The organism is Allobosea sp. NPDC055594, from assembly GCF_053618995.1.
Genome location: NZ_JBSHIO010000005.1, coordinates 308539 through 321998 on the forward strand (window position 1 = coordinate 308539; position 13460 = coordinate 321998).

At 66.4% G+C, this 13460-nt stretch carries 14 protein-coding genes; 9 read left to right on the forward strand and 5 right to left on the reverse strand.

The window, feature by feature from the left end; all coding sequences use genetic code 11:
- The first annotated feature begins 179 nt into the window (after positions 1-179).
- From lysM to ACWGRX_RS13145, 9 genes are all read left to right on the forward strand, one after another.
- Positions 180-623 (forward strand): peptidoglycan-binding protein LysM, encoded by a 444-nt coding sequence (gene lysM, locus ACWGRX_RS13105; protein ID WP_066472202.1) that lies wholly within the window; start codon positions 180-182, stop codon positions 621-623.
- A gap of 171 nt (positions 624-794) precedes the next feature.
- Positions 795-1847 carry a TRAP transporter substrate-binding protein gene (locus ACWGRX_RS13110; protein ID WP_452117872.1) on the forward strand — a complete coding sequence of 351 codons (1053 nt, stop codon included), beginning with the start codon at positions 795-797 and terminating at the stop codon, positions 1845-1847.
- Positions 1848-1855: 8 nt separating this feature from the next.
- Positions 1856-2359: a TRAP transporter small permease gene (locus tag ACWGRX_RS13115; RefSeq protein ID WP_452117873.1), complete on the forward strand. Its 504-nt coding sequence runs from the start codon at positions 1856-1858 to the stop codon at positions 2357-2359.
- A complete protein-coding gene (locus ACWGRX_RS13120; RefSeq protein ID WP_291634280.1) occupies positions 2356-3675 on the forward strand; it encodes a TRAP transporter large permease in 1320 nt (439 codons plus the stop codon). The genes ACWGRX_RS13115 and ACWGRX_RS13120 overlap by 4 nt, the downstream gene beginning before the upstream one ends.
- Before the next feature lie 20 nt (positions 3676-3695).
- Positions 3696-4010 carry a rhodanese-like domain-containing protein gene (locus ACWGRX_RS13125; RefSeq protein WP_291646820.1) on the forward strand — a complete coding sequence of 105 codons (315 nt, stop codon included), beginning with the start codon at positions 3696-3698 and terminating at the stop codon, positions 4008-4010.
- Positions 4011-4081: 71 nt separating this feature from the next.
- Complete coding sequence (locus ACWGRX_RS13130) at positions 4082-5047, forward strand: YiiG family protein (RefSeq protein WP_452117874.1); 966 nt, start codon at positions 4082-4084, stop codon at positions 5045-5047.
- A 128-nt stretch (positions 5048-5175) separates the two neighbouring features.
- Complete coding sequence (locus tag ACWGRX_RS13135) at positions 5176-7485, forward strand: xanthine dehydrogenase family protein molybdopterin-binding subunit (protein ID WP_452117875.1); 2310 nt, start codon at positions 5176-5178, stop codon at positions 7483-7485.
- A 132-nt stretch (positions 7486-7617) separates the two neighbouring features.
- Positions 7618-8052, forward strand: coding sequence for a c-type cytochrome (locus tag ACWGRX_RS13140; protein WP_452117876.1), 435 nt, complete (start codon positions 7618-7620; stop codon positions 8050-8052).
- A 243-nt stretch (positions 8053-8295) separates the two neighbouring features.
- A complete protein-coding gene (locus ACWGRX_RS13145; RefSeq protein ID WP_452117877.1) occupies positions 8296-9234 on the forward strand; it encodes a cytochrome c in 939 nt (312 codons plus the stop codon).
- Positions 9235-9272: 38 nt separating this feature from the next.
- On the opposite strand, the gene ACWGRX_RS13150 is transcribed toward ACWGRX_RS13145, so the two are convergent.
- The 5 genes from ACWGRX_RS13150 to ACWGRX_RS13170 all read right to left on the reverse strand — a co-directional run bounded on the left by ACWGRX_RS13150 (position 9273) and on the right by ACWGRX_RS13170 (position 13353).
- A complete protein-coding gene (locus tag ACWGRX_RS13150; protein ID WP_452117878.1) occupies positions 9273-10115 on the reverse strand; it encodes a hypothetical protein in 843 nt (280 codons plus the stop codon).
- A gap of 134 nt (positions 10116-10249) precedes the next feature.
- Positions 10250-10870: a helix-turn-helix domain-containing protein gene (locus tag ACWGRX_RS13155; protein WP_291634293.1), complete on the reverse strand. Its 621-nt coding sequence runs from the start codon at positions 10868-10870 to the stop codon at positions 10250-10252.
- 107 nt (positions 10871-10977) lie between these two features.
- The gene (locus tag ACWGRX_RS13160; RefSeq protein ID WP_452117879.1) at positions 10978-11907 is read right to left on the reverse strand and encodes a DMT family transporter; all 930 of its coding nucleotides are present in this window, start codon (positions 11905-11907) and stop codon (positions 10978-10980) included.
- Positions 11908-12056: 149 nt separating this feature from the next.
- A complete protein-coding gene (locus tag ACWGRX_RS13165) occupies positions 12057-12509 on the reverse strand; it encodes a GNAT family N-acetyltransferase (RefSeq protein ID WP_452117880.1) in 453 nt (150 codons plus the stop codon).
- Between the two features lie 64 nt (positions 12510-12573).
- A complete protein-coding gene (locus ACWGRX_RS13170) occupies positions 12574-13353 on the reverse strand; it encodes an SDR family oxidoreductase (protein WP_452117881.1) in 780 nt (259 codons plus the stop codon).
- Between the last annotated feature and the right edge of the window lie 107 nt (positions 13354-13460).

The window sequence follows — 13460 nt, forward strand, 5'->3', positions numbered from 1 at the left end:
GTGGACGGAGGGCTCGCGAGGGCGGGCGCTCCGGCGCCGGTCCGGCAGCTCCGACGCTTCTGCCAGTCTTCCGCGCCGTGCGGAAGCGTTCCCCCCGGTTGGGGCGCGGGCTGGAGTTCTGTCTTGAACTTGTGACGCCGAGCGGGCTTCATGGGCCCCCAGCTACAGGAGGACGTCCCATGGGCTTGTTCAGTTTCATCAAGGAAGCCGGATCGAAAATCTTCGGATCGAGCCCTGCCAAGGCGGCGACCTCCGAGGAGTTGCAGAAGGAACTCGCCAGCCATGGCCTGCCGGCCGGCGTCGAGGTCAAGGTCGAGGGCGACAAGGTCAAGGTCAGCGGCAACGCGGTCTCGACCGAGGAGGCCGAGAAGATCATCCTGGCGCTCGGCAACACGACCGGGGTCGCCTCGGTGGAATCGGAGCTGATCGTCAACAAGGAGGCGCCCGCCGCCGTGTTCTACACGGTGAAGAAGGGAGACACGCTCTGGAAGATCGCCGAGGTGCATTACGGCAAGGGCCAGGGCGCCAAATACACCGAGATCGTCAAGGCCAATACGCCGCCGGTCAAGGATCCCGACCTGATCATGCCGGGCTGGGTGCTGCGCATCCCGCCGCAGGCCTGAGACACGGCATAGCCAATTCGTCGAGCAGGCCCGGTTCCCGGCGGAGCCGGGCTTGCTTCGCGTCGGGTTTGGCCGTCATGTGACTGGACGAGACGGGGCACGCGGCCGGTATGGGCGCGAAAAGCCCTGCGAGGGGCAGACGAAGCGAGCGCGATCCCGGGGAGGGGACCGATGAATTTTGACCGTCGCAAATTCTTGATGCTGACCGGTTCGGCGGTGGCCGCGCCGGCGGTGCTGCGTGCCACGCGGGCGAACGCCCAGGAAGTGACGTTGCGCATGCACCACTTCCTGCCGCCGGTCTCGAACGGGCACGCCAAGTTCCTGAAGCCCTGGGCCGACAAGGTCGGGGCCGATTCGAACGGCCGCATCAAGATCGACATCTTCCCGTCCATGCAGCTCGGCGGCACGCCGCCGCAGCTCTTCGACCAGGCGCGCGACGGCGTCGTCGACATCGTCTGGACCCTGCCCGGCAACACGCCCGGCCGCTTCACCGGCATCGAGGCGTTCGAGCTGCCCTTCGTGCCGAACAAGCGCGCTTTGGTGAACTCGCTGGCGCTCACCGACTATGCCGAGCAGCACCTCAAGGACGAGTTCAAGGAGATCAAGCCGATCTGCTTCTGGGCGCATGATCATGGGCTGATCCACGCCAACAAGCCGGTGAAGACGATGGAGGACCTGAAGGGTCTGAAGCTGCGCTTCCCAACCCGCCTCGCCGGCGAGGCGCTGCGCGCGCTCGGTGCCAACGCCATCGGCATGCCGATCCCTCAGGTGCCGGAATCGCTGGCCCAGCGCGTCATCGACGGCTGCGTCGTGCCCTGGGAGGTCGTGCCGTCGATCAAGGTGCAGGAGCTGGTCAAGAACCACACCGAGATCCCGGGCTCGCCGACCTTCTATGTCGCGACCTTCGTGCTGGCGATGAACCGCGCGAAATATGACGGGCTCGCGCCGGATCTGAAGGCGATCATCGACAAGAACGCCGGTGCCGCGGCGGCCGCGATGGCCGGCAAGGTCTGGGACGAGCAGGCGGTCGTTGTCGCCGAGATGGTGAAGAAACGCGGCAACAACATCATCACGATCGACGAGGCCGAGGCGGCGCGCTGGCGCAAGACCACCGAGCCGGTGATCGAGGGCTGGCTGAAGACCGCCAAGGACAAGGGCCTCGACGGCGAAAAGCTGCTCGCCGCCGCCCGCGCCGCGCTCGCCAAGCACCAGAACGCGGCCTGAACCGACGGATGGCGGACGAGCTGGGCGATAGGCCGCCATCGCGGATCGACGCGGTGGCGGAGGCGGTGGCGCTCATCGGTGGGGCGCTGCTGGTCGGGCTGGCGACCATGGTCGTGGTCAGTGTCACCCTGCGCAGCGACCTGGTCGGCGCAGCCGGCGTGCCCGGCGATTTCGAGCTGGTGCAGATGGCGACGGCGGTCGCCGCCTTCTGCTTCCTACCCCTCTGCCAGCTCCGGCGCGGCAATATCTTCGTCGACACCTTCACGCTCAAACTGCCGCGGCGCTGGCGCGATGGGCTCGATGCGCTCTGGGACGTGGTCTACGGGCTCGCCATGGCGCTGATCGCCTGGCGGCTCGGCGTCGGTGCGCGCTCGGCCTTCGTCAGCGGCGAGAACACCATGGTTCTGCAACTGCCGAGCTATCTGCCGATCGCGGTCTGCGCCGTGCTTGCGGGTTTCGTCGCGCTCGCCGCCTTCGTCAGCGCGAGCCGCCTCATGAGACAGTCGCGATGAGCGGCTTCTCCCTGGCTCTCACCGGTTTCGGCGTGATGCTGGCGCTGATGGCGCTGCGCCTGCCGATCGGGCTGGCCATGCTCGTCGTCGGCAGTGCCGGCTATGTTCAGCTCAACGGGCTCGAGCCCTTCCTGAACTATATCCGCACCACCCCCTACCAGATCTTCGCCAACTACACGCTCTCGGTGATCCCGCTCTTCGTGCTGATGGGGGCTTTCGCCGAGCGCTCGGGGCTGGCGGGGGACCTGTTCAAGGCCGCTTCCGGTTTCATCGGTCACCGCCGCGGCGGGCTGGGCATGGCGATGATCGGCGCCTGCACCGGCTTCGGCGCGATCTGCGGCTCCTCGGTCGCGACCACCGCGACCTTCGCCCGCGCGGCGCTGCCGCAATTGCGCGGCTATCGCTATGATCCGGGCTTCGCCTGCGGCGTCACGGCGGTCGGCGGCACGCTCGGAATCCTGATCCCGCCCTCGGTCATTCTCGTCGTCTATGCGATCTCGACCGAGCAGAACATCGCCAAGCTGTTCCAGGCGGCGCTGATCCCCGGGCTGATGGCGACGGCGTTCTACTGCCTGACCATCGGGATCATGTCGCGGCGCGACGCCACGCTCGGCCCGGCGCATGAGCGCATTCCCTGGCGCGAACGCTGGCCGCTGCTGATCGGTGTCATCCCGGCGCTGGCGGTCGCGGTGATCGTGGTCGGCGGCATCTATGGCGGCATCTTCACGCCGACCGAGGGCGCCTCTGTCGGGGCCTTCATCATGCTGGCGATCGGTCTGTTCCGCCGCACGCTCGGCTTCGAGGGCATCAAGCAGGCGATCCTCCAGACCGCCGAGACCTCGGCGATGATCTTCGCGATCCTGCTCGGGGCCGAGGTCTTCAACGCCTTCCTCGCCCTGACGCAGGTGCCGACCGCGGCGGCCGAGATGATCGCGGCCTCGGGCTGGCAGCCCTATACGGTGCTGATCGGACTGCTGCTGTTCTACATCGTGCTCGGCGGCGTGATGGACGAGCTCGCCATGATCCTTCTGACGCTGCCGGTGTTCTTTCCGATCGTCACCGCGCTCGACTTCGGCATGCCGGTCGACGACATCGCGATCTGGTTCGGCATCCTCGTCTTGATCGTCGTCGGAATCGGCATGACCTGCCCGCCGATCGGTCTCAACGTCTTCGTCGTCGCCTCGCTGGCGCGCGACGTGCCGATCACGCGAATCTATCGCGGGGTGCTGCCCTTCGTCGCCTCCGACATCATTCGCCTCGGCATCTGCGTGGCATTTCCGGCCCTGAGCCTCTATCTGGTCAAGCTCCTGAACTGAAGCGCCGCCGGAGCAAAGGCATGATCGTGAACGACCTCGACATCGACGCCGTCAAGGCAGGGCTCGCCGCCGGCTCCATCCTGATCGTCGACGTGCGCGAGCCGCATGAATTCGCCGCCGGGCGCATCCCCGGCTCGCTGTCGCGGCCGCTCTCGCAGTTCGATCCGGCCGATCTGCCGAATGAGCCGGGCAAACGACTGGTGCTCTCCTGCGCTGCGGGCGTGCGCTCGCTGCGCGCCATGGAATTCGCCCAATCGGCTGGCCTCGATGTCGATAGCCATTATAGTGGCGGCTTCAAGGATTGGGTCATGCATGGTGAGCCGGTCGAGCGCTGAGCGGTCTTCGGGGCCGAGTGAGTTCAAGCGCCGCCGGCTGCAATGCTGGCCGGCAGGATCGGGAATGCGGCATGCCGTCTAGAATCCATCTTCGCTCCGCAACCCTGGCGCTGGCGCTGATGACCTGCGGACTGACGGCGCTTGTTCCGGCTCCCGGCCTGGCCCAGGGGGCAGCCGCTCCGGCCGCGACCCCGGCGGGCGATGCCGGTCTTCAGGCGGCGATCTCGAAGTCCAACGCCTATACGGCCCTGATGAACCGGACGCTGCGCGCCAACCAATCGTGGGAGCGCTATGCGAGCTGGGTCGACATGAAGAAGGGGCCGACCGGCAAGGAACGCTACATCTCCTACGGGCTCTACAGCCTCTACGACGTCAACAGCGAGATCGCGGCGGCCGAGCAGGCGACGGTGCGCGATCCGGCGCTGCCCGAGATCGACCAGACGATCCGGCGCTATATCGCAGCCTATCAGGCGCTGGCGCCGTTGATCACGCGGGCCGAGCGCTATTACGAGCGCAAGGACTATCGCGACGACGGCGCCGCGGAAGGGCGCAAGCTGCACGAGCAGATGGTGCCGGCCGCCAAGGCCTTCCTGCAGGAGCGCGCGACGCTCGATCGCCAGATGCGCGTCTTCAAGCGCGATCTCGACGCCAAAGAGCTGGCGGCGATCGAGGCGCGCGAAGGCAAGTCGGCGCGCTGGCAGGTCCGCAACATCATGATCAACGCTCGTGCCGTCGTCGACCTGATGCCGAGCAATGAAAGCCCGATCGTCGATCTCAAGGCGTTCGACGTAGCGGTCGCCGGCTATGCCGCCGCAGTGCGCGAGATGGACAATTTCAAGGAGCGCGAGCCCAAAGGCGTACCCTTCATCGAATCGCAGGCGAGTTCCTGGCTCGGCAAGGCCAGGGATTTGCGCGAGAAGCTCGGCAAGTCGAAGGGCGATGTCCGAAGGGGCGCGGCCAATGACGCCAACTGGCTGATCACCAATTACAATACCATGGTTTCGCTCGCCGACACCGCGGTGCGGATGGCGCGCTGACGGGCCTCTCGTCCCGAAAAAGGCGCCGCCGGCCTGCGTTGCGTGCAATGGGGCAGGCATCCAGCCGGGGCTGACTGCAAGCCGAGCCTGTTTCAGACTCTCTTTCGAACAATTCCGAGGACACCGCCATGCGCCCCATGAAGTTCGGAGTAGGCCAGCCGGTTCGCCGGGTCGAGGATCAGCGCCTGACCACCGGCACGGGCCGCTATACCGACGACACCGCGATCGACGGCGCGCTGCACGCCTATGTGCTGCGCTCTCAGCACGCGCATGCGCGCTTCAGGATCGTCGACAAGCAGGCGGCGCTGAAGCTCAAGGGCGTCAAGTTGATCCTGACCGGCGAGGATGTCGCCGATCTCGGCGACATCCCCTGCAAGGGGCTGATCAAGGAAATCTCGGGCGAGAACGTCAAGCCGACACATGTCCCGGTCCTGCCGGTCGATACGGTACGCCATGTCGGCGAGGCGATCGCCTTCATCGTTGCCGAGACGCTCGACCAGGCGCGCGACGCCGCCGAGGCGATCGAGATCGAATTCGAGACGCTGCCCTCGATCACCGGCATCGCTGCCGCGCTGGAGAAATCGGCGCCGCAGGTCTGGCCCGGCCGTGCCGGCAATGTCGCCTTCGAGGCCGAGCAGGGCGACCGCGAGAAGACCGAGAAGGCCTTCGCCAGGGCCGAGCGCACCGTCTCGGTGACCATCGTCAACAACCGGCTCGCCTCCAACTACATGGAGACGCGCGCCTGCATCGCCGAATACGACAAGGCGACCAAGCGCTGGACGCTGACGCTCGGCAGCCAGGGCAGCCATGGCACGCGCGATATCCTCGCCAACAACATTCTGAAGGTCGCCCCTGCCCGGATCCGGGTGATCACGCCCGATGTCGGCGGCGGTTTCGGCACCAAGATCTTCATGTATCGCGAATACCCGCTGACCATGGTCGCGGCCGAGAAGCTGAAGCGCCCGGTGCGCTGGGTCGCCGACCGGACCGAGCATTTCCTCGCCGACACCCATGGCCGCGCCAATCTGACGACGGCGACGATGGCGCTCGACAAGCGCGGCAAGTTCATCGGCCTCAAGGTCGATCTCGCCGCCGATATGGGCGCCTATCTCTCGCAATATGGGCCCTTCATCCCCTGGGTCGGCACGACGATGACGCCGGGCTGCTACAATATCCCGGCGGTGCATGTCCGTTTCCGCGGCGTCTTCACCAATACGACGCCGGTCGACGCCTATCGCGGCGCCGGGCGGCCGGAAGCCGCCTATCTGATCGAGAGGCTCGTCGACGCGATCGCTCACGAGACCGGCAAGACGCCGGACGCGGTGCGGGCGCTCAATTTCGTCAAGCCGAGCGAGATGCCGCACAAGACGCAGACCGGCCCGGTCTATGATTCCGGCGAGTTCGAGGGCCATATGCGCCGCGCCATGGAGGTGGCGGACTGGAAGGGCTTCAAGTCCCGGCTGAAGGCCTCGACCAAGGCCGGCAAGATCCGCGGCATCGGTCTCGCTTGCTATATCGAGGCCTGCGGCGGCGGCGGGCCGGAAAGCTCGACCGTCATCCTCGAGAAAGACGGCACCGTCACCGTGCTGATCGGTACCCAGTCGAACGGGCAGGGCCACGAGACCGCCTATTCGCAACTCGTCGCCCAGCATCTCGACATCCCGATGGATCGGATCCGCGTCGTCCAGGGCGATACCGACAAGGTCGCCACCGGCTCGGGAACGGGCGGTTCGCGCTCGATCCCGGTCGGCGGCGCGGCGCTGAACGCGGCAACGGGCATCCTCGCCGACAATCTCAAGAACCTCGCTTCGGAGGCACTCGAGACCAGCGCCGGCGACCTCGAGATCGTCGATGGCGCCGTGCGCATCGTCGGCACCGACAAGAAGCTCGACCTCAAGGCGATCGCCAATCTTCCCGGCGCCAAGGCCGAGCAGCTCAGCGTTCACCAGAGCTGGACACCGCCGGAGGCGACCTATCCGAACGGCAGCCATGTGGTCGAGATCGAGGTCGATCCCGCGACCGGGGAGACCCAGATCCAGAACTATGTCGTGGTCGACGATTTCGGCGTGACGCTGAACCCGATCATGCTGCAGGGCCAGGTCCATGGCGGCGCGGCGCAGGGCATCGGCCAGGCGCTGATGGAGGAGATCCGCTTCGACTCGTCCGGCCAGATGCTGACCGCGACCTTCATGGACTATGCCCTGCCGCGCGCCATCGACATCCCGAACTTCCATTTCGAGACGCGCAACGTTCCCTGCGTCACCAACGCCATCGGTGTGAAGGGTGCGGGCGAGGCCGGAGCGATCGGGGCCTGCCCGGCGGTGATGAACGCCATGGTCGATGCGCTGAACCGGGCAGCGGGCATCAAGGCGATCGATATGCCGGCGACGCCCGCCAAGGTGTTCGCGGCGCTGCGGGAGGCCGGATACGGAGGTTGATGCAAGATCCGGTTTGCATCAGTGCAAACGATTTCACGCGAATGCGACTTGGCGCCGTCATCGTCATCGGTTGATCTGGAAGCGTTCCAAACAGCGTCGATCCCGGCGCCAGCCTTCCAGAGGATACCGCGTATGATCCGCACTGCTCTCGTCGCCCTTGGCCTCGCCATCGGCGTCTCTGCCGTCGTCGCTCAGTCGAACCCGATCGCAGAGCGCAAGGACGCGATGAAGAGCGTCGGCGCGGCGACCCGTGAAGGCGCGGCCATCGCCAAGGGCGAGGCGCCGTTCGACGCCGCCAAGGTGAAGGGCATCTTCAAGGTCTACAGCGACGCGGCCAAGAAGGTCCCGGCCCTGTTCCCGGACAACTCCAAGACCGGCGGCGAGACCACGGCCGCCCCGAAGGTCTGGGAGGACCAGGCCGGCTTCAAGACGGCCTTCGCCAAGTTCGAGGCCGATGCGGCCAAGGGCGCTGCCAGCGCGACGGATCTGGCTTCGTTCCGCGCGGCCTTCGGCGACGCCACCAAGAATTGCGGCAGCTGCCACGAGGCCTACCGCATCAAGAAGTGAGGAGCCTCGCCAGCGAGGTCCTTTGCAGCCGTCATTTCGGACAAGCAGCGCAGGTGCGCAGCTCCGGAATCCATCGTAGCGCATTGAGCCCTATGATGGATTCCGGCGCGCCGCTGCGCTGCGGTCGGAATGACGGCGCTTGTTTTCGACGAGGTGTCGGGCCGTTTTTGACCGACGGGCTTTTCGGCCGGACCTTCTTGGCCGAAACTGCCTTGGACATGACGGGCCACAGATGAGGAACCGATGCGCCGCCTGCTGATAACCCTCCTCGTCTTCGCTCTGGCGGGCATCGCCGGCTTCTTCGTCCTCACCGATCCGCGCGTGGTCTCGCCGGGGCCGGAGATCGGGACACTGCCGCAGCCGGATATCGAGAACGGCAAGCTGCTCTTCGCCGCGGGCGGCTGCGCTTCCTGCCATGCGACGCCGGGCCAGGACGACAAGACTCGGCTCGGCGGCGGGCTCGAACTGGGCTCGCCCTTCGGCAAGTTCCACGCCCCGAACATCTCGCCGCATACGCGCGACGGCATCGGCAACTGGGGCACGGCCGATTTCATCCAGGCGATGGCGGCCGGTGTCTCGCCCGGGGGCCAGCACCTCTATCCGTCCTTCCCCTATACTTCCTACCGGCTGATGACGCCGAAGGCGCTGGCCGATCTCCTGGCCTATATCCGAACCTTACCGGCGGTCGAGGGCAGGGCGCCGCCGCATGAGCTGCCTTTCCCTTTCAACATCCGCCGCATGGTCGGCGGCTGGAAGCTGCTCTTCTTCGACGGGGCGCCGTTCAAGCCCGATCCGACGAAGAGCGATGAGTGGAATCGCGGCGCCTATCTGGTGCAGGGGCCCGGCCATTGCGCCGAGTGCCATTCCGCCCGCAACAGTCTCGGCGCGATTGTCCAGGCGACGCGTTATGCCGGAGGCCCGGACCCGGAAGGCAAGGGCTGGGTGCCGAACATCACGCAGTCGGAGGACGGCTTAAGCAAATGGTCAAAGGCCGAGATCGCCGAGTTGCTGAAATCGGGCTTCACGCCGGAGTTCGACAGCGTCGGCGGCTCGATGGCGGCGGTGGTGCGCAACACGGCGCAGCTTCCCGAGGCCGACCGGCTGGCGATGGCGGAGTACCTGAAATCGCTGCCGGCGGTGCAGGGACCGCCGCGGCCCCCCAAGCCCGCAGCGGGCGGCTGAGGCGCGGTACCGGAGCGTCTTTCCCCGCCGGCCCGGCGCTATTTCAGAGACGCGCCGATGGCGTCGATGTCCTTGCAGTCCCGTTCGGAGGGTTTGTCGCCCGCCCGTTCGTCGATCGCCCTCATCGCCGCATGGGCCTTCCCCAGGCGTTCGATCGTCGCGGGGGACTGGTCCTTCATCAGCATGTCGGACGTTGCTTCCATGACCAGCCCGGCGCGCCTGTTCAGTTCCAATTTGGTGCAGCCGCTTGAAAGCCTCGTCGCCGCCTTGTTATCGCCGGTGCTTGCAGGGGCGCCCGCGTCCGCTGCGGGATCGAGCAATCTGACGGTCGAAACGGCCAGATCGCAGGCCGGTGCGAACTGCTCGGCCTTGTCTGCGCGATAGATGCACTCGAAATTGTAGGCCTTTTCACCGATCGCCGTGAAAACATAGCGCTTGATCTGCGGACGCTCCTTGCTGAAAGGCGGGCGTCCGTTGGAGAAAACCATGTCGACCGCCGGACGGCCGAGCAGGGTCGTCATGGTCGCTGATTTGAGCGTGATCGAGGGGCGAACCGCGATTGCCTTGGTGAAGGCGTCGGCAATGGATTGACGCGTCCGCTCGCTCACCTCCTGGAGTTCGCCGGCATCGCGGGGCCCCAGGAAGGTGATGCGCACGTCACCATTGGCCGGCGACGAAGCCTTGACGCCCGCTACATCGCCCGTCCCATCCGCGAAGAGATGATCCAGGGAGAAACCCAGCGGGTATTCGAAGCTGTAGCTTCCGTCCTGCGCCTTGAAGGTCCTTGTTTCTGCGGCGTCGATGCGCATCGGCGCCAGCGTCATCGGCAAGGCCAGGGCGGCGAGCATCGCCAGGCGAGCCGAAACGACTGAAGACAGCATGTGAGAAAGCCTCGTGGTTCGACGAAACCGCTGCTTCTCCGGCCGTGATCCATCGAGCGGCGCCGCGGTGCGCGTCGCTATGGCGAGGCCGGCTGGAGTCGGACAGGGGGCCCGATAGGGCGGGACGGTTCGCGCTAGTCCATCACCGCCGCTTTGAGGATGCAGACCATCAGGGCAGTGCCCGGCTTGTCGCCGACGCAGCGCACGACATGCTGACGGTCGCAGCGATAGCGCAGGGTCTCGCCGGCCTTGGCGCGCTGGGTGATGCCGCCGACCTCGACCTCGAACTCGCCGGCGCTGACCGAGAGCGACTCGATCGAACCGCGCTGGTGGCCTTCGGAATCGAGCTCGCCGCCCGGCTCGGCGCTGACCTCGTACCATTGCAGCCATTCGACGGTCTTGATCCAGCCGATGATGGCGAGCCGGAGCTTGCCGTCCTCGGAGACCAGGATCGGCGTGTCCGGGCGGACGATCTTCTCGATGAAGGCCTCTTCCTCATTCGAGGAGAGCACCCGCTCGATCGAGACGTCGAGCGCCTGCGACAGCCGCCAGATCGTCGCGAGCGTCGGATTGGTTTCGTTTCGCTCGATCTGGCTGATGATCGACTTGGCGACGCCGGACTGCTCGGCGAGTTCCGAGAGCGAGAGATTATAGGCCTTGCGCAGCCGCTGGATCGTCTTGCCGAGCTGACCGGAGATCACCTGCGCGCCGGACTCCATCTCGCGGCCGCCACGTTCTCTGGTTTCGATGCCCATAGGATCCTTGCCTCATCGCTTCACCGCTCGTTTGGGAAAGCGAACGATCGTTTGTATTGGCGGACAATGCCTCGGATTGCTCCAAGCAGCAAGCAAAGGCTTCCGCGTCAGGTCGAGCGCGAGGGGCCGACCTCGCGGGTCTCGCGCTTCAGCAGGCCGAGCTGCTTCTCGCGCAGGATCACATAGATCCCGGAGGCGATGACGATCAGCGAGCCGGCGATGACCGCTGCTGCCGGCCATTCGCCGAAGAAGAACCAGCCGAGCGCAGTCGCCCAGATCATCGTCGAATACTCGAAGGGCGCGACCAGCGAGGCATCGCCATAGCGATAGGCCTGCACCAGCAGGATCTGGCCGAGGCCGCCGAGCACGCCGATCGTCACCAGCAGCAGGAATTCCTGCCAGTTGGGCATGGTCCAGCCGAGAAAAATCGTCAGCAGGCCGAGCAGGGAGGTCAGCGACATGAAGTAGAAGACGATGGCGCCGGTCTTCTCCGTGCGGGTGAGCATGCGCACCTCGACCGAGGCGAAGGCGGAGCAGAAGGCGCCGCCGAGCGCCAGCAGCGCGCCGATGGCCGGGGCTCCCGATAGCCCCTGCGCGAACGCATCCGGCTTCATATGGGGAGAAAGCATCAAGAGCACGCCGAGGAAGCCGACGCCGACGGCGGTCCAGCGATAGACCCGGACCTTCTCCTTGAGGATCAGGGCGGCCAGCGCCACCAGGATCAGCGGGGCGGCGTAGCCGATCGCCACCGCATCCGAGAGCGGCAGCAGATGCAGGGCGGAAAAGCCGAGGAACATGCCGGTCGAGCCGATGATCCCGCGCTTCATATGGCCGCGCAGATTGCTGGTCTTGAGGGCGCTCGGGAACTCGCTGCGCCAGGACAGCCAGATCACCAGCGGGATCAGGGCGAAGAAGGAGCGGAAGAACACCAGCTCGCCCGTCGGATAGCGCGCGGCGAGCAGTTTGATCGCCGCCGACATCAGCGTGAAGGACAAAGCCGAGAGCAGCTTGAAGCTGATGCCGAGAAGAGGGGACAAAGCGAAGTTCGGGGCGTGGGGGAGGAGTCTTGTACAGGACTGCTTAGACCACGAGGCTGGAGTGGTTCAAAGCGTCGATCTTGCAGAGCCGACCGGCAGGGCGTGGGACGCGCCGGCCAGCGGCAAGGCGCATGTCCTCGCCGGCGGGGTCAGCGCAGCGTGTATTCCAGAACCTCGTCGCCGGCTTCGTCGAAGCCGCCGGTCGAGCGCCAGCCGAGATGCCGGTAGAAGCCGTGGGAGCGCACCTTGGGATCGGCCGAGCAACCGAGGAAAAGCCGTGTGAGGCCGCGCTGCCGAAGGTCCTCGACCATCAGCGCGAGCAGTTTCCTGCCGATGCCCTTGCCCTCATGGCTCGGCAGCAAAGCGAGGACCGCGATCTCGCCGCTGTCGGCATGCCCGAAGCAGTAGCCGACGATCTTGCCGTCCTCGGTGGCGACATGGCCCGGCAGGCTGCCATCGGCGATCGCGTCGCGCCAGCTTTCCAGCGTGATGCCACGCTCTGCAAGCTGCTCGACCGAGAAGGCGTTCTCCCGCGTCATCCCGCGCAGGAGGATGCAGGCAGGCGTGTCGCCGGGGACGGCTTTGCGATAGGCGATGGTCATGGGGGCGGGCCGGATTGGGTGAACGGGCCGGCAGCGAGGCGCGAGCCAGCCCGTCCTTGTCGCGTCAGAAGTTGGCGCGGAACGAGCCGCCATCCATCAGGAAGTTCTGGCCGGTGATGTAGCCGGCATGGACGCTGGCGAGGAAGGCGCAGAGCTTGCCGAACTCCTCGGCCTCGCCGAAGCGGCCGGCCGGGATCTCGGCGCGGCGCAGCTTCATGACTTCGTCTTCCGAAATGCCCTTCATCGCCGCGACGCGCTTGGTCGAGGTCGTCAGGCGGTCGGTGGCGAAGACGCCGGGCAGGATGTTGTTGATGGTGACGTTGGCATGGGCGACCTCGCGCGCCACGCCGGCGAGGAAGGCGGTGAGGCCGGCACGGGCGGCCGAGGAGACGTCGAGCCCGGTCAGCGGCGTCAGCACGCTCGCCGAGGTGATGTTGACGATGCGGCCGAAGCCGCGCGCGATCATGCCGTCGACCACGGCTTGCGTCAGCTCGAGCGGAGTCGCCATGTTCTGCGCGACGCCTTCGAGCAGCGCCTCGCGCGTCACCTCGCGGAAGGGCTTGGGCGGCGGGCCGCCATTGTTGTTGACGAGGATGTCGACCTCCGGCGATGCGGCGAGCAGCGCGTGCTGGCCGGCCTTGGTCGAGACGTCGGCGACGACCGCGATCACAGTCGCGCCGGTGCTGGCGCGGATAGCGCTCGCGGTCTCTTCCAGGGTCTTGGCGTCGCGCCCGTTGACGACGACGGTGCAGCCGGCCTCGGCCAGCGCCTGGGCACAGCCGCGTCCCAGCCCCTTGCTCGAGGCGCAGACGATGGCGGTGCGGCCGGCGATTCCCAGATCCATGGTGTTCCTCCGAATTTCCAGTGTGCGAGCCAAAGCACGGTTTTCCGGCCGCGTCATCAAAGCGTAGTGCAAATCAGACACACGCCGCAGGCATCGCAACAGGGCGG